A 16659-nucleotide genomic window follows, 5' to 3' on the forward strand; every position below is an offset into this window, starting at 1 on the left:
TTGATTTAATTATAGCATAGACTATATCAAAGTAAAATAAAAGTGGGATAAATTATCACCACTTTTATTTTTTATTTAAAGTAATTCACCATATTTTGCAACAAATATTTTTTTAAATATGGTGACAAGCATCATATACATCACTACTGTTAAAATTAGCCATGGGAAAAAGTTAATTGGTAAAGCCATTAAACCAATTGAATGTCCAAAGCTTGTGAATGGAATAATTGTAAGTCCAATGATTCCCATGAAAGTTAAGATTGTTAGTGGAGCCGAAGCACGACTTTGTAAAAATGGAATTTTAGGAGTACGAATCATATGGATAACCAAGGTTTGAGTCCACATTGATTCAACAAACCAGCCAGTATGGAAGAGCGCGATAAATCCAATATATGCTGCACTTCCAGGAACAAGAGAGCTAAATGGTCCAAATGTTGCTGGACAAATCACAAAGAACATTAGGAGATAAGTTGTAATATCGAATACGGAACTTGTTGGGCCAATCCACAACATGAATTTACTTACAGAACTTGCATCCCATTTTCTTGGAACAACCAAATATTCTTCATCGACATTATCCCAAGGAATAGCGGTACAAGAGAAATCATAAATTAAATTAAGTAAGAGAATATGAATAGATAGCATTGGGATAAATGGTAAAAATGCACTAGCGATTAGAACCGAGAACATATTACCAAAGTTAGAACTTGCTGTCATTTTTATATACTTAATCATGTTAGCATATGTTTTTCTTCCTTCAATAATTCCTTTTTCAAGGACCATTAAATCTTTTTCTAACAAAATAACATCAGCTGACTCTTTGGCAATATCTACTGCACTATCTACTGAAATTCCAACGTCAGATGATTTCATTGCTGCTGCGTCATTAATACCATCTCCCATATAGCCGACACTATTGCCTGAATCTCTAAGTGTTGTTACTATTCTGGCTTTTTGTTGAGGTGATAACTTAGCAAAAACAGAAGCTTCCTTGGCAACCCTTGCCAATTCATTATCATCTAATTGGTCGATATCAGAACCTAAAATAGTTTTATCAACTGGAAGCCCTACTTGTTTGCAAACTGAACGAGTAACTTTATCGTTATCACCAGTCAAGATTTTAACTGATACTCCATATTTATTGAGTGCTTTGATTGCTTTTGCTGTAGATTCTTTGGGTGGATCAAGAAAGGCAAGATAACCCATTAACACCATTTCAGATTCATCTTGAACCGAGAATGTATCTACTGGTGAAGGATTTGTTTTTTGAGCGACTAAAATCACGCGCATTCCTTCTTCGTTAAGTTCATCAACTTTTTTCAGAATGTATGCTCTGAGTTCAGGAGTTAAATGAACAACATTTCCCTTATCTTCGACTAAAGTACAGATGTCTAACATTTCTTCAGCTGCACCTTTAGTAATCATTTGCGTTTTTGAAGTCGCTCCATTAGTATTGCTTTTTACTACGACACTCATCCGCCGTCTTTCAAAATCAAAAGGAATTTCATCAACTTTTGTATATTTACTACTTAGACCACCCAGTTCAGGATTTTTATCTTGCTTGGCTTCGGCTCCTTCGATAATTGCCAAATCCATTAAATTCTTTAAACCAGTTTGGTAGTAACTATTCAAAAATCCATGTCTTAATACTCGAATATTTTCTTGCCCATGAATATCTAAATGGCGCATTAATACTACTTTATCTTGTGTTAATGTTCCAGTTTTATCAGTGCAGAGAATATTCATTGAACCTAGATTTTGAATAGAATTTAGGTTCTTGATAATTGTTTTTTCTTTTGACATTGTGACTGCACCTTTTGCTAGGCAAGTTGTCACAATCATTGGTAACATTTCTGGTGTTAAACCAACAGCAACTGCTAAAGCAAATAGTGCGGCTTCCATCCAATCACCTTTAGTGAAACCATTGATCAATAAGACAAATGGAACCATAACTAACATAAAGCGAATGAGGACCCATGAAACTGAGTTAACGCCTTTTTCAAAAGTTGTTTGAGTTGAGTCTTCGGTTACACTTTTTGCCATTTCACCAAAAATGGTCGCATCACCAGTAGCAATTACAATTCCATAAGCACTACCAGAAATGACATTTGAACCCATGAAGGCTAGGTTTACTGATTCTGTGATTGAATCATCTTTTTCATCAGTAGCTAAATCTAGTTTTTCTACTGGTTCGCTTTCACCAGTTAAAGAGGCTTGGCTGATAAATAAGTCTTTTGCTTGAATAATCCTAAGGTCAGCTGGAACCATGTCTCCAGCTGATAGATGGATAATATCGCCTACGAGAACCTCTTCAATAGGAATCTCTTGACTTCCTGATTCTAATCTATGAACGTTTGTCGTCGTCGTAATCATTTTTAAAAGATTCTCAGCGGCATTTCCACTTCTAGTCTCTTGAACGAAACGCAGAATTCCTGAGATTAAAACCATTGTAGTAATGATAATGAGTCCTTGTGGATTTTTCTCACCAGGAGCTGCTAAGATAATATCCGTAAAAGCTGAAACTAATGCTAAGACAAACAATATAATGGTAAAAGGATTGATGAATGCTTGATAAAGCCGTTTGATGAGTGAAGTTTTTTTACCACGCGTAATCGTATTATCTCCATATTGTTCACGAGAGATTTCTACTTGTTCTTCACTTAATCCTTTATTTGATGTTTTAAATTTTTGAAATAGCTCTTCTTTTGTAGAAGTTTTTGCAAATTCTAATCTTGCTTTTATTTCGTTGTTATCTACAAATGTTGTGGCTCTTTTTGTGTTTTCGAGTGTTTTTCTAAGTTTTTTCATTGGTCTGTACCTCATATTCTATAATATTTTTGCGTGTACAGTCCCAAACGTTAGGCACTTTAAAGAAGGTGATAAAAACGGAAAATTGCTCTTATCACGTTAATTATCTGCGGCCTATCAGGCTCGGGACTATTAATACTCTGGGATTCCATTTCCGTTTTCACCTCCTTTTTAAATATAAAAAAACCTTGCCTACAAAACTTAAACGTAGGCAAGGGAATAATTCCAAAAAAGATACCACTACTATAGAGTGAATCAGTTACAAGCTATCGTTCAAGCTTTAGCTCCGCAGGGCAATGTTGTTGCACTATTTCACGCCTTGTTTGTCGACGTGAACTGTTGGCCCTCTCATCGTGTCTCCACGACTCTGCGGCAGCAACCCGTATCCCTGCGGTAGCCTCACCTACCGACGGCTATGCTTATGGCATAACCAAAATAATTATAACTGTTCTTTCTATTTTTGTCAATCTTTTTTATTATTTAATTTATAATAGACTCTGTTGCACCATTCATCGCCCAATCTTTTGATAAAAATAACGAATTATCAATATGATAGTTGACCTTACTTGGTGTCTTCATGAATTTTTCAATCGCTTTGTCTGTGGCTAACCAACCTTTAGTACCAAAATGAATAGTATCCCCAGAGGCATAAGGCGTGTTATACATATCTGTTAAATCAGCAATTTGATAAAAGCCTTGGCTACGCAATTGCGTTTTAATTTTAGAGCTGAAATTTTCGAGTGTTGCTTTTGATACTCCAGTGTAAGATGACCATGAGCCATTTACTGGTTGAATAACAAATAAAACATCATTATTATTTTTGGCAAACACATTTAAGAGCTGTTGGAAATCCTGATATTCTGGACTTTCTAAATAGGAAACATGTTTTTTGAAATTTTCTAGATGTTTGTATTTAGATTTTATTTTCTTGTCCCAAACTTGATTATTTATTTGGAAAGGATTGTTATTTGAACTATCTTTTCCTTGGTCAACTGCCAATTTTTCTAAGTTTTCAGAGGTTGGATCTTTGGGTAATTCTTTAGCAAACTTATTGATTTTTGGTGTAAGTCCAAGAGGTTGCGCAGTGAATTGTGAAATGCTTGAGAAGAGTAAATCTTCTTTTCGCCAAAATTGAAGATTGGTCGCCACAGTCATTTTTTGTAGAGTAGTCAATGGTTTTTTATCTGCTAAACGTTCAAGAGAATTATAAATCGTCTCTTCAGATTTAAGCGATCTAAATCTTAATAAATGTTTTGCAAGTTGAGTTGTGGTATCTGCTTTAGGGTCTGCTTCTTTTAACCAACCGTAAATTTCACCTTTGGATACAAAGTTTTTCAATTCACTTTCAACAATTCCTTGTTTTGAAAACCATTGTGGACTAATGACAAAAACAATTTTACGATTTTTTAACTCATTTTCCACAGAATTCATGTAGAAAAAGTGGCTTAAAGTAGTTGTTCCTGGTTGTCCTACTAAAAATGGTGTGAAACCGGAACTGTATTTTTTGAAATAGGCACTTGGGTGAAAAGAATCCACATGTTCCAATTCTGATGAACCAAGAACTGGTAAAAACTCAGGGTCTGAATAGGCTTGTTTTTTAATTGAATAGCCTGTAAAGCTTGGAGTATTTAGTGGTGATTGAGCAAATTTAACAAGTTGGTCTTTCGAATATTTCATACCAACATTTATTGGAAGAAATATCAGTAAGCCAACAAGGGCTAAAGCTGCAATTAATGGGCCAATGGCTCTAAAAATTTTAATTTTCATCCTTTTTTTCCTGAACGCGTGCTGCTATTTTATTTGCTGTATTCCAATCTTCACGGTCCATTTCTGAGGGTGGAAGACTGATATCAAAAGCACCTTCTAGTTCAACAATGAGCATGATAGCTCTCATTGAATCAAGAATTCCTTCTTCAAATAAATCCATGTCTAAGTCTTCACGGAATTCGTCTGTGCCTGATACGGTTTCGATAATATCAAAAATTTGTTCTTTCATTTTTGTTTCTCCTAATGTTTTTTTATGATATGCCTAACGACTTTTAGAAGTTAGGAAGTGGGAAATGTGGATCTATGCAGTGCATAATGATGTGATTTGGTATTCCTGAGAAAATAAGGAAACTGATAAATACTAGATTAAATGTAATGAAAATACTTATAGCATTTGTCCATTTATTATCTGGAATTTTCCAGTTTTTACGTTTCTTCAGACGTTTCCATGCGTCATACCCAATCATTAACATGGCGTGGTAGAAACCATAAAGGATGTAATACCAAGTTAAACCATGCCAGAATCCCATGAGTAACATATTTGCGAGGTAACCAATATTTGAGATGGTTACCATATTTTTAGACCATTTTTTAACCATGAATGTTTTCACTAATCTCATGAATACAAAGTCACGGAACCAAAAGCTCAAGGTCATGTGCCATCTTTGCCAAAAGTCATGAATATTTTTAGCTAAGAAGGGTTTGTTAAAGTTGTGTGGGAGGTCATATCCCATTAAATTACTGACACCAATAGCGAAGAGTGAGTAGCCAGCAAAGTCAAAGAATAGATAGAGTCCGTAAGCATACATTGATGATGAAACATTCAAAAAGCTTGGGTGTATCGTTGCAGAGATTGCAATGCCATGTAGCCAATATTGGTCAATCAAGTATCCAATGATGAATTTATAAAGGAAACCTTGGAAAATTCTAAAGACTCCTTTATTTAATAAATCAAGGTATTTCTCAGTGACAACTGGTGCTTTTAGTTCTTTAACAAAACGTCGGAAGCGGTCAATTGGTCCTGATGAAATCGTTGGATAGAAATAGAGGAAATATAGAAATTCTTTAAGAGGAACGGCTTTAATAAGTCCGTCTCGTATTTCCATAATCATGGCTACTGTCTTAAAACTGATGTAAGAGATTCCTAAGAATCCAAGAATTGAACCTGGTCCAGGTCCTGGATTGAACAGAGGATGCACTTTGACAATCACTAATGGCAAAATAGAGAGCAGAATGATGAGGTAGAAAACAAAACTCTGATTCTTGTTTTGTTTTACTCGATACCACTCATAGAATTTTACAATGATAGTCTGGAAGACTCCGAAGCCGATTAATGCCCAAATTGTCACTGTTCCCGAAAATGTCAGCCAAAGAAAAGCGATGGTCAATAGGACTTGATACCACATGAGTTTTTTGCCCAGAAGCTGGGCAATAACGATAGGAATTAAAGCAAGTCCTAAAATCACGAAGTAAAAGGGTGTTGAATAGGGTTGCACTAGTTGTCACCTCGCTCTTTTTGGGCGAGTGCCTTGCGGTCAACTTTACCATTTTGATTCAATGGGAACTTTTTAAGATAAACAAACTTAGTTGGCATCATGTAATCCATAATTGTTTTTGAAAGTTCAGCTTTGAGTTCTTTTGTGAAGGCGCGTTCTGCTGCACGGTCTTCAAATGTTTTTTCTGTTTCTAAATAAGCGATTAATGCGGTGACTTTATGCTGGTCATTCGTTTTCGGTAAGACTACTGCTTTTTCAATCTCTTTTAAGTTCTGAATATTGGCTTCAATATCTTGAAGTTCAATACGGAATCCGTTAAATTTAACTTGAAAATCAATTCGTCCTTGGTAACGAAGCATTCCGTCAGCGGAAATTGAACCGGCATCTCCTGTATGATAAGCGGGTTTTCCGTCGACTGTGAAAAAGGCTTGCTCAGTTTTTTCTGGATTTTCAAAGTAACCTTTGGCTACCGAATCACCAACAATGATGATTTCCTTATCCATAATTTTTAATTCAACACCTGGTTTGGCAAAACCAATTGGGACACGGTCATTTTCTGTCAGTAATTCTTTCGTGATTTTTACTGACGAAATGGCTCCTGTTGCTTCTGTTGGACCATAGGTATTGTATATATTTGCTGACGGAAAAGCTGTCAGTAATTTTTCTGCTGTTTTCTTTGTTAATTCTTCACCGCAGAAAATAAATTGAACTAATTGAGGGTGTTCTTTCTCAGTGAACGAAGGGTCCAATAAGCAAATATCAACAAATGATGGTGTTGAAATCCAAGTATTAATGACCGTTTTGTTCAAACGCTCAAAAAGTAATTTGAAGTTGGTTGTTTCGTCACGTGAGAGTGAAATTAATGTTCCGCCAGTTGTAAGACTTGGATACAAGCTGAAAATTGATAAATCAAAGCTGTAAAGGGCTTGTGACAAGATTTGATTATTTTCAATTTTCATAAAATCATTGTTCATCCAATTGGTGAAAGTCACAAGATTATCATGACTGACTTCAACACCTTTTGGTACTCCTGTTGTTCCAGAAGTATAAATAATATAATTGCTGTCATTTCCAGAAACTGCTTTAGAAAAATCAAGTGCTGGAAGTTTATCAGTCAAAATCTGGTCAGTAAGTTCAAGAGAAATTCTGTCAGTAAAAAGTGCTTCAAAATCTGCTGACAGCTCAACTGTAGTGAGTACCGCCGCTGGTTTTGCCGCTGATTTAATCATTTCTGTCCGCTCAAATGGTGTGTGAGCATCAACAGGAATATAAGCGTGACCATTTAAATTTGTCGCAAGCATGGCTGCTAAAGTGATAAAATCGTTTTTACCGAAAATCAAGATTGGACGCTGATTTAAATTGCGTTCATTGATTTGTTCTGAGATATGTGAAACCGCGGCAAATAATTGACGGTAAGTAAATTTCTGCTCACGCTCGGCAAGTACGATAAGGTCTGGTTCTTTTTTTGCAATTTCAAAAATTTGTTCTAATAATTTCATAATTAACCCCTTCGATAATTCTCTCTAAAATTCGTTATAGATAAAGTGCGCTCCGCCAGTATGACTGTAGGAATAAAGATAGAGCAGAATTAAAATAATTATAAAGTAAAATACTGTTTTAGCCAAAAATAGACGAATTTCTTTTTTCTTGTCCATTGGAACTCCTTTTAAATATAAAGTAATAAGAGGTTTTTAGAATACTCAGTTAATCTCATATCATTTATGACTCTGATTATAACATTTATTAAAGAAAAAAAACTTACATTTGTGTAAGTTTAATTTATATAATAAAAAGAAAACGGAATCATTTTGTTTTGTTGTATTTTTAAGGGTACAACATCTTTTTCATCTAATATTTTGCTTAATTTTTTGAACCATATTTTTGTAATTTTCGGATTCTGTCAGCAAAGAAATTACCGCAACTCCACCCAGACCAATTTTTGAAAGCTCTGTCAGTGAATTTTCAGTAATTCCACCAATTCCAACAGTTGGTAATTGATTATGCTCTAGCATTTTTCTTAAATGGTCAACCCCAATTGGTTCTGCTGCGTCGGACTTGCTATTTGTTGGATAAATTGGACCAATTCCCAAATAGTCAGCTCCACTTTTTTGAGCGCTTTCTAATTCCATATCATTACTGACAGAAAGTCCTACCCACATTTCTTGGCCAATCAGCTCGCGAATTTTACTGACAGAATCATCGTCTTGTCCGACATGAATTCCGTCAGCTGACAGTTCACGCGCTAATTCAACATCATCATTCACAATAAAAGAAACAGCCGCTTTCTGAGCTACTCCTTGTAGTCTTTTCGCTACTTCTAATCGTTGATTTTTATTTTTATAAATTGTTCCCTTATCACGAAATTGATAAACCGTTACTCCACTTTTTATGATTACAGAAATTTTATCGACTGCATCATCAATTGAAAGTTTTGGAAAATCTTGTGGCCCAGCAATAAAATAGGCCCTCAGATCTAAAATTTTATTTTTCATTAATTGTCACCCAATGGTTCAACGGTCCATGACCGTGACCAACATTAATTGTTTGTGAAATAGCTTCAGTAATAAATAATTTAGCTTTTGGCATCACTTCTTTTAAGTCTTCTCCTAAAGCTAAATGAGCTGTTATATAAGAAGAAAGTGTATCTCCGGTTCCGTGTGTTCTTTCTGTCAGTAATCTTTTAGAGTCATAAGTACTGACAGAACCATCTGTCATCAATAAATAATCTCTGACCAGTTCTCCATTGCCATGTCCCCCTTTAATCAGCACATTTTTAGCACCTAACTTTTGAATATCATGAAGGGCTTTTAAAATTTCCTTTTCGTCAGTAATTTTATAGCCACACATAACCTCTGCCTCTTCCAAATTGGGAGTGACCAATTCTGCTAAAGGTAACAATTCATTTTTTATCAAATCAATGGCTTCTCTTGTCAAAAGAATTGCCCCGCCTTTAGCCACCATTACTGGATCCACCACCAAATGCTTCGGTTTATATTTTTTCAAGCCTTGAATTACCGCTTCAACTTGAGCAGTATCAAAAAGTGCCCCCGTTTTAGCTGCCGAAATTTCCAAATCAGAAAATACTGAGTCAAATTGAGCCAAAATAAAAGCTTTATTTGTCGGTAAAATTTCTTGTACTCCATAGGTATTTTGCGCTGTCAGCCCTGTCACAATTGTTGCCGAATATACTTTTTGATTATGAAAAGTTTTTAGGTCAGCATTAATACCAGCCCCACCAGAAGAATCAATTCCAGCGATTGTCACAACTTGAGAAACATCAATCATTTCTTTTTCTCCCTTACATAACCTCTTGCGTCGCTTGATATATTTTATCAAGAAGACGATTCACAAAATTTCCTGGTAGATTTTCTACTTGATCAGTAGCTTTCACACCAGATTCACCGAAGAATTCTGTCGCTTCATGAGCCGCCTTAAATAAATCATCAGATACAGCCGCAAAAGTTCCAACAATTGCTGACAGCATGTCCCCACAGCCAACATTAATTTTAAAAAGTGGACTATCAGTTTCAACAAATAATTCCTCGAACCCATTAGAAATAACATCAACTTTTCCAGTTTGAATAATGACTGCCCCTGTTTTTTGAGCAGCAACTCGCGCGTGCTCAACTTCTAAATTTGACTCAAGTGCATCAATTCCTTTGTTCAAGCTTTCTTTATCAGCAAACCAAGCAATTTCCGCTGAATTCCCACGAATGATATCAAATTTTACCTCTTGTATTAATCTTTTGACAAAATTTGCTCTAAAAGGGACATTGACAGCAACTGGGTCCAAAATTAAAGGTTTGTGCTTTTGATTTGCTAACTGACAAATAGTCAAAAAAAGCGGATAATCCTTTTCTGAAATGGTACCAATATTTACCACTACAGCATCTGCAATTTCAACTAAAGTTTCACTTTCTGAAATTTCCGCAGTCATTAATGGTGAACCACCAGCAAAACTAATCGCATCCGCAACTCTTTGTGGAGTTACAAAATTCGCTAAATTTAAGATAAGTGGTTGTTTTTCTTTAATCTTTTCTAAAATTGACATCAAAAAACTCCTTTATAGACACAAGGAGGGCTCTAGTATGATAAGAAAGTAAGCTAAAAGATTTTCATAAAGAAAATACAATTAAAACTCGGACACATTCTTACGCAGGTCTTAACCTGTTCAAGTCTGATGGTCTTTCTCAACCGGTAATATTAGTTTTTACCAGTACCCATTGTGTGATAGATTTATTTTTAAAACTACAACTACTTTAACATATTTAAACTAAAAAAACTAATTTCGCAAATCTACAAAAGAAAAAACCTAGCCAAAAAGGCAGGTTTTTCTTATTTTTTATGCTCATCAATATGAGGGTCAACACTTTCTTCTTGGCGATTAGTTTTTACCCAATCATTTTTAGAGTTGAAATATCGAATGGCTGACTGCGGATAAATTTGAGTTAAAATAAATAGAAATTTCGTCAGATTAACCGTATCTTTCACTACATCCCACACCCTTGTTTTTTCTTGAGATTTTCCTTTGTTATAAAGAATAGCCCATACAAAATTCACAAAGATAATATAAATTGACATCACGATAAAAAGTACAACAACAATTTTAAGTGATTGAGTAATCCCTGATAGGATAGCAGAATTAACAATCATAATCAGTGTATAAATTACAATGATATATTCAATCCCCATTAACCAGGGTTTCAGTAGGGTCATCAATAATTCAAACTTCTGTTTATTCTGCAATTTTTTTGACCGAATCGTCGGCAAAATATATTTTGAAGATTGAATATTTCCCTGTGCCCACCGCACTCGTTGTTTAACCAAAGCTTCATTATCATTGATAATCCCTGTTTGTTCAATGTAAATATCATCGAACTGAGCATTTTTAACTTCAATATCTGAAAGAAAGAGACGAGTTGATAAATCAAAATCTTCAACAAGTGAATCTGTCCAAGGATCTTCATTCAATGCCTGAAGAGTACTTAATTTACAGAACTGCCCATTTCCACCAAAAGCAACTGTATTGGTCAAAGTCCGAAACATCTGTGTCGCATTGATAATTTCAGAAAATTCCAAGTCTTGTGAAGCATCTTTAAGCAAATTGGCAACACGAACCTTGGATTGCAAACCAGTAAGCTTAGCATCATGATTGAAAGCCATATTTACTTTTTCAAAATAATTGTTATCAAGTTTTGTATCGGCATCAATTATCGCAATAAGAACATCCTCCGGAGCAATTCCAGCTTCTTGAATTTGCTCACTAATTTGATAATAAGCCCAATTCAAAGCCGTCCCTTTTCCTTTTTGCGCATTAGGTTTAATACGTCTTAGAACATTCAATCGAGAATCTTGAATTTCAGAAATTTTTTCTAAGCTCCGATCATCACTTGCATCATCAATAACTGTTACTACCAAATTCTCATAATTATTTTTCAAAATACTTTTCAAAGTCGTTTGAATAACCAATTCTTCATTCAAACACGGAATCAAAACGTAAATATGAAATTGTTTTTTTATTTTCTCATCTTTGAAATCTAATGCCGTTATCTTTTGTCTTTTATTATATGAATACCACAAAATAACGACTTCTACCGTATAGTAAAGAAATACGAAAACTGAAAAAATAAAGAAAATATAATTGATACGATCAAAAATATCAAAAACCAAATAACTTTGTTTCCAATAATGATATCTTACAATATATAAATAGAGGAAAGGCAAGCTTGAACCAATATATAGCAATATCTTCGTTCTTGGTCTGATAAATTTTTTCAAACCTGTATAGATTGTCAAAAGCATAATCACAACAACTTCAAAAATTTGTAGCGCAAAATAACTATTGAAAATTTTGTTATTAAAATGAATAAAATTAGTTGGTGGATTAAGAAAGAAAAGATAAGCATAAACTCCCAGAGCAACCAGTATCAATACATAAATTGGTTTTAATGACAGTATCTTTTTCTTTGATTTTTCTCCCTTATATCCAATAACTAAAGCAAAAGCAATAATTGGTAGGACGAATTGAGAAAATACAGTCAATCCTTCTATCCAATGTGCCAAAAAGACATTATAATTAAGCTCAATACTATTAAAGAAACCTTCTTGAGCAAAATTAAAGGTAATATTTACTTGAGTTCCTGAATAAACGATTAATGCAACGATGTAGACAACTAAAAGAACATAAACCGTATATTTGATATTCTTTCCTAATTGCTTGGCATCAATCCCACTAAATTTATAAAAACTCAAATACATGATTGGCATAAATGGTACGATCAGATACCTGATATCCATATTACTGACAATCGAGAAATCAAACCCCTGATGTTCAACCAAGAATTTAATAATGAATTGAATCGTTATAATTGGCAATGTAACGAACCACAAAGAAGCAATCAATGTTGCTAATTTATAAATTAACCTCTTCTTTGTTGAAACATAATAAGCTAAAGCACAACAAAGTAAAATGAAGATCGCAATCAAAAATCGGAAGGGAAATAACTGTGGAACAGCATGTTCCCCACCTATGAGGTAAGTCAAGGAAACGATTAAGCGATTGGAACCATACATCAGGAAACCAAAGACACCGAGAATACTCAAATTTCTAACTGAATTCGGAATTTTTTCGCTATCCGTAATGATAAAAAATGAGCTAAGCATCAAAGGAGCCACAAAAAAGAGAATGGTAAAGAATTTTTCTCTAGAAGTAAAATTTGATAAGCGGAAAATAAACTCAAAATTAAAAAGGAAGATAAAAATGAGACAGACAGACTGGAAAGACTTTAAATTAATTTTTTTATTTTTCATTTAGAATATTAATAATCTGTAAGGAAGTCGTTCCATCACCATAAGGATTCTTACTTCCTGACATCCTTTCATATTTAGTCTTGTCTGTCAGTAAAGTCCGAGTCTCATTAACAATATTTTCTTTTGAAGTCCCCACAAGTTTTAAAGTACCAGCCAATACACCCTCGGGTCTTTCAGTTGTATCACGTAAAACAAGCACTGGAATTCCTAAGAAAGCTGCTTCTTCTTGAATTCCACCAGAGTCAGTTAAAATCAACTCGGCATGACGCATCACATTATGAAAGTTAATTGTATCCAGCGGGTCAATGATTTTAATATTACTATGTTCCAGTAATTTTTGCGCTTTTTCACGAATGATTGGATTCATATGAATTGGATAAATGATTTTACGTGTTTCTTTAAATTCATCAGCAATCTCTGCAATTCCATCAAAAATTTCTTCTAAATCACTCAAATTTTCACGACGGTGAGCCGTCACTAAAATCATTTTCTTGTCAGCTTGCCATGATAAAGCTTCATTTGTATAATCTTCCTTTAAAGTATACTGAAACATATCTATAGCACTGTTTCCAACTACAAAAACCTGATTTTTTGGCTTACCTTCTTTTAAAAGATTTTCTTTCGTCATTTCCGTTGGTGTAAAATGATAATCAGCCATCAAACCAACAATTTGACGATTCATTTCTTCAGGAAATGGTGAAAATTTATTGTAAGTTCGCAAACCTGCTTCAATATGTGCCAACTTTATTTGATTAAAATAAGCAACCAAACTTCCAGCCAAAGTAGCTGCAGTATCACCATGAACTAAGATGACATCTGGTTGTTCCTTTTTAATAATTGGGTCAAGACCGCTAATTGATCCTGCCACAATTTCTGATAAACCAGCATATTTTTCCATGATTTTTAAATCGTAATCAACTTCCACAGAAAATTCATCTAAAAGTTCATTAAGCATTTCTTTGTGCTGCCCTGTGTTAACCAGAACAATTGGATTACCTTGCCTTTTCGCCTCTTGGATTACTGGATAAACTTTAATAAATTCTGGCCTAGTCCCAAATATAAAGAGTAACTTTTTCATCTCTACCTCACCATCTATTTTTATAAATATACTTTTTGCTTCATCTAAAAAAATTCCTGTTGTAATTTATTTACTACTTTACTTCTATTCTAATAGATATTGAATTCAAGAGCAAATATGTTGCATGAAATAAGATTAAATTTGGAATTTATTAATCTATTAATCTATTAATAAAATACATAAATCAATTAATTTTGTAATTATTAGCTGACAATCATTGATTATATTTGACAAAATAAATTTTCAGTAGCACTTTATTCATTTTTTGTAGACACTCATTGTCAAAAAAAAAAGAGATAAATTCTCTTTCTTTAAAATATATTCAATTGAAATATTGTGAATTTTGATTTATTTTCAAGTCTGAAAACACAAGATATTCTTTAATCTGTAAACAATTATTGGAATTAACAGTGAGCTCTTCACTTTACAGATACACAAATCATTATCGTTTATAATAAAAATATTATAAAATAAGATTGTAATTATAAATTGAGCTTTTACTTTTTATTTTTTGAATGATGAGAAAGGAGTCTCCTATGAATCCAAACAAGCAATCAACAACTTTTAACTATTATTTTAACATCACTGATAAAATGAAAAACTTTATTAAAAATAGTGGCACTAGTCCATCTGTAAAGTTTGAAAATAGACAAGATTATCAGCCTATTTTTGATAATAAGCGACAAGTCGGATTGACAATTAGTTCAAACGTTAGTCAAACAGAACATGAAATTGCTGATTTTTCGCTCACTCTACCTGGTTACCACTTTGAAGGTTGGAAAATTGTTCGCGATAGTCATTATGTGATCCCGCATAATATCTCCCGCGAGCAAGCTGCACTCTATGCTGGTGCAAATTCTGCCTTACACAAAACAGGAATAAGCCCCGATTTCCTTTGGACTGCAGGTGATTATCTTCAAAATGTTGGTAAAGAATATGATTTATATGCCCAGTGGACTCCATTAGAATACGAAATTCGCTATTCTTCTCGCACAATAAACAAGGTCGAACTCTCCTGGACCCACCCCTCAGATGTACGAACAGTTGAAAAAAATTTCATTCCCTATCTAAAACCCGAGTTGCGTGGCTACGACTTTGCCGGCTGGACAAGCATCATCGATTCCACTGAACAAACAATTTTTGAACCCTATACGATTATTCCTGCTGGTATTGGGCCAGTAAAACTTATTGCTCTATTTGAAGAAGTATTTTGAAAATTTGAGACTCATAGATAGCAAAAAAATACTACCAAGAACAAACTTGGTAGTATTTTTAATAGAAAATCGATAATATTCAATTTTCTTTTTAAACAAGAATAAAATTCTTATTTAAGTGTGATTGAAGCACCAGCTGCTTCAAGTTTTTCTTTAACTTCGTTAGCTTCTGATTCAGAAAGACCTTCTTTGATCATTGTTGGTGCACCATCAACGAGTTCTTTAGCTTCTTTAAGTCCAAGACCAGTGATTCCACGTACTTCTTTGATTACTGCAACTTTTTTGTCGCCAGCTGATGTCAATTCAACGTCGAATGAATCTTTAGCTGCTGCTGCATCACCAGCACCTGCTGCTGCTGCAACTGGAGCTGCTGCTGTTACGTCAAATTTTTCTTCGATTGCTTTTACAAGTTCAGAAAGTTCAAGGATTGTTGCGTTTTCAAGTTCAGCAACGATGTTTTCAATGTTCAATGCCATTTTAATATTCTCCTATTAATTTTTTAGTTTGTTGCGTAAATCCGCCGATATAAGTAATGTTGCTTATAATTAAGCAGCTGATTCTTCTTTTTCTGCAACAGCTTTGACTGCAAGAGCCACGTTGCGGACAGGTGCTTGAAGCACTGAAAGAAGCATAGAAAGAAGTCCATCGCGGCTTGGAAGAGACGCAATAGCTTGGATTTCTTCTTTAGAAGAAACTTTACCTTCGATAACACCAGCTTTGATTTCAAGATTTTCAGCATCTTTTGCAAAGTCAGCCAAAACTTTTGCTGGTGCTACAACATCTTCGTTAGAAAATGCTACTGCTGATGGGCCAGAGAATGCTTCTGACAAACCTTCAAGACCAGCTTTTTCAGCTGCACGACGCAAAACTGAGTTTTTAACGACTTTGAATTCAACGCCTGCTTCACGAAGTTGTTTACGAAGTTGAGTATCTTGATCAACTGACAAACCACGTGAATCTGCAACAACGATAGATGCTGCTTCAGTCATTTTTTGTGCGTAAACATCAACCAATTCTGCTTTCTTAGCAATTGTTGCTTCATTTACTTTGTAATCGCTCATTTTTTTACCTCCATTTTATTTTGGTTGTAGAAATAAAAAATCTCTACACACAAAAGACATAGAGAGTTCAATTATCATTTTGATATTTGTCCTCGGTAGGAAGTTTATGACTTTCGTCCCCTACTGTCTTCGGTCAGTTCATTTAGAACCGTAAATAAGTATATCAAAGTTTTTTTGAAATTGCAAGACTAAACTTATTCTTTTTTCTTTTTTATTTTAGTTCATGCAATGTTCTTTTGGTTTTTTGAAAGATGAAAAAATTTGACGTTAACAATCTTTTTTTCCTTTTTTATTTTCTCTTTGCTATCATTTTCTATCAATTTCTGTGAAAGCCATAAAACTAATTCATAAGCAATTGCAAAAATTGATCCAATTCCCAGTATTGGTAAAATTTCTCTTATCCAATTCATTTTTAAGCCCTCATT

At 34.2% G+C, this 16659-nt stretch carries 15 protein-coding genes, 2 riboswitches and 1 other annotated feature; of the genes, 1 reads left to right on the top strand and 14 read right to left on the bottom strand.

All coding sequences use genetic code 11. From position 1 onward, the window contains the following. Positions 1-75: 75 nt before the first annotated feature. From mgtA to wecB, 11 genes are all read right to left on the bottom strand, one after another. A complete protein-coding gene (mgtA, locus tag AB6B24_RS04085; protein WP_311802681.1) occupies positions 76-2808 on the bottom strand; it encodes a magnesium-translocating P-type ATPase in 2733 nt (910 codons plus the stop codon). Between the two features lie 257 nt (positions 2809-3065). Continuing rightward, positions 3066-3226, bottom strand: a riboswitch (M-box (ykoK) riboswitch). A gap of 62 nt (positions 3227-3288) precedes the next feature. Next, positions 3289-4575 (bottom strand): D-alanyl-lipoteichoic acid biosynthesis protein DltD, encoded by a 1287-nt coding sequence (gene dltD, locus AB6B24_RS04090; protein ID WP_311802682.1) that lies wholly within the window; start codon positions 4573-4575, stop codon positions 3289-3291. Then, positions 4565-4804 carry a D-alanine--poly(phosphoribitol) ligase subunit DltC gene (dltC, locus tag AB6B24_RS04095; protein ID WP_003130226.1) on the bottom strand — a complete coding sequence of 80 codons (240 nt, stop codon included), beginning with the start codon at positions 4802-4804 and terminating at the stop codon, positions 4565-4567. Before dltC ends, dltD begins: the two co-directional genes overlap by 11 nt. Positions 4805-4847: 43 nt before the next feature. Further along, entirely contained in the window at positions 4848-6071 is a 1224-nt protein-coding gene (gene dltB / locus AB6B24_RS04100; protein ID WP_311802684.1) for a D-alanyl-lipoteichoic acid biosynthesis protein DltB, read from the bottom strand. Further along, entirely contained in the window at positions 6071-7570 is a 1500-nt protein-coding gene (dltA, locus tag AB6B24_RS04105) for a D-alanine--poly(phosphoribitol) ligase subunit DltA (RefSeq protein ID WP_311802685.1), read from the bottom strand. Before dltA ends, dltB begins: the two co-directional genes overlap by 1 nt. Positions 7571-7594: 24 nt before the next feature. Beyond that, positions 7595-7726: a teichoic acid D-Ala incorporation-associated protein DltX gene (dltX, locus tag AB6B24_RS04110; RefSeq protein ID WP_003130223.1), complete on the bottom strand. Its 132-nt coding sequence runs from the start codon at positions 7724-7726 to the stop codon at positions 7595-7597. A 189-nt stretch (positions 7727-7915) separates the two neighbouring features. Then, complete coding sequence (gene thiE / locus AB6B24_RS04115) at positions 7916-8563, bottom strand: thiamine phosphate synthase (protein WP_311802687.1); 648 nt, start codon at positions 8561-8563, stop codon at positions 7916-7918. Further along, complete coding sequence (gene thiD / locus AB6B24_RS04120; protein WP_058204677.1) at positions 8553-9356, bottom strand: bifunctional hydroxymethylpyrimidine kinase/phosphomethylpyrimidine kinase; 804 nt, start codon at positions 9354-9356, stop codon at positions 8553-8555. The genes thiE and thiD overlap by 11 nt, the downstream gene beginning before the upstream one ends. 13 nt (positions 9357-9369) lie before the next feature. Then, positions 9370-10122 (bottom strand): hydroxyethylthiazole kinase, encoded by a 753-nt coding sequence (thiM, locus tag AB6B24_RS04125; protein WP_311802688.1) that lies wholly within the window; start codon positions 10120-10122, stop codon positions 9370-9372. 80 nt (positions 10123-10202) lie between these two features. Continuing rightward, positions 10203-10305, bottom strand: a riboswitch (TPP riboswitch). A 101-nt stretch (positions 10306-10406) separates the two neighbouring features. Further along, complete coding sequence (locus AB6B24_RS04130) at positions 10407-12881, bottom strand: glycosyltransferase (RefSeq protein ID WP_311805114.1); 2475 nt, start codon at positions 12879-12881, stop codon at positions 10407-10409. Then, positions 12871-13959, bottom strand: a complete 1089-nt coding sequence (gene wecB, locus AB6B24_RS04135) for a non-hydrolyzing UDP-N-acetylglucosamine 2-epimerase (protein ID WP_311802690.1) — start codon at positions 13957-13959, stop codon at positions 12871-12873. Before wecB ends, AB6B24_RS04130 begins: the two co-directional genes overlap by 11 nt. Before the next feature lie 536 nt (positions 13960-14495). Here wecB and AB6B24_RS04140 point away from each other — a divergent pair. Next, positions 14496-15173: a hypothetical protein gene (locus tag AB6B24_RS04140; protein WP_311802691.1), complete on the top strand. Its 678-nt coding sequence runs from the start codon at positions 14496-14498 to the stop codon at positions 15171-15173. A 110-nt stretch (positions 15174-15283) separates the two neighbouring features. Here the strand turns inward: AB6B24_RS04140 and rplL are convergent, their stop codons facing one another. From rplL to AB6B24_RS04155, 3 genes are all read right to left on the bottom strand, one after another. Further along, on the bottom strand, positions 15284-15649 hold the full coding sequence (rplL, locus tag AB6B24_RS04145) for a 50S ribosomal protein L7/L12 (protein ID WP_003130214.1): 366 nt from the start codon (positions 15647-15649) through the stop codon (positions 15284-15286). Positions 15650-15718: 69 nt separating this feature from the next. After that, entirely contained in the window at positions 15719-16234 is a 516-nt protein-coding gene (rplJ, locus tag AB6B24_RS04150) for a 50S ribosomal protein L10 (protein WP_003130213.1), read from the bottom strand. A gap of 25 nt (positions 16235-16259) precedes the next feature. Beyond that, positions 16260-16385: a sequence feature (ribosomal protein L10 leader region), on the bottom strand. Positions 16386-16455: 70 nt separating this feature from the next. Then, positions 16456-16644 carry a hypothetical protein gene (locus AB6B24_RS04155; protein ID WP_003130209.1) on the bottom strand — a complete coding sequence of 63 codons (189 nt, stop codon included), beginning with the start codon at positions 16642-16644 and terminating at the stop codon, positions 16456-16458. Between the last annotated feature and the right edge of the window lie 15 nt (positions 16645-16659).

This window comes from Lactococcus sp. AK05 (assembly GCF_041026685.1).
In the GTDB taxonomy this organism is placed as follows: Bacteria; Bacillota; Bacilli; order Lactobacillales; family Streptococcaceae; genus Lactococcus; species Lactococcus lactis.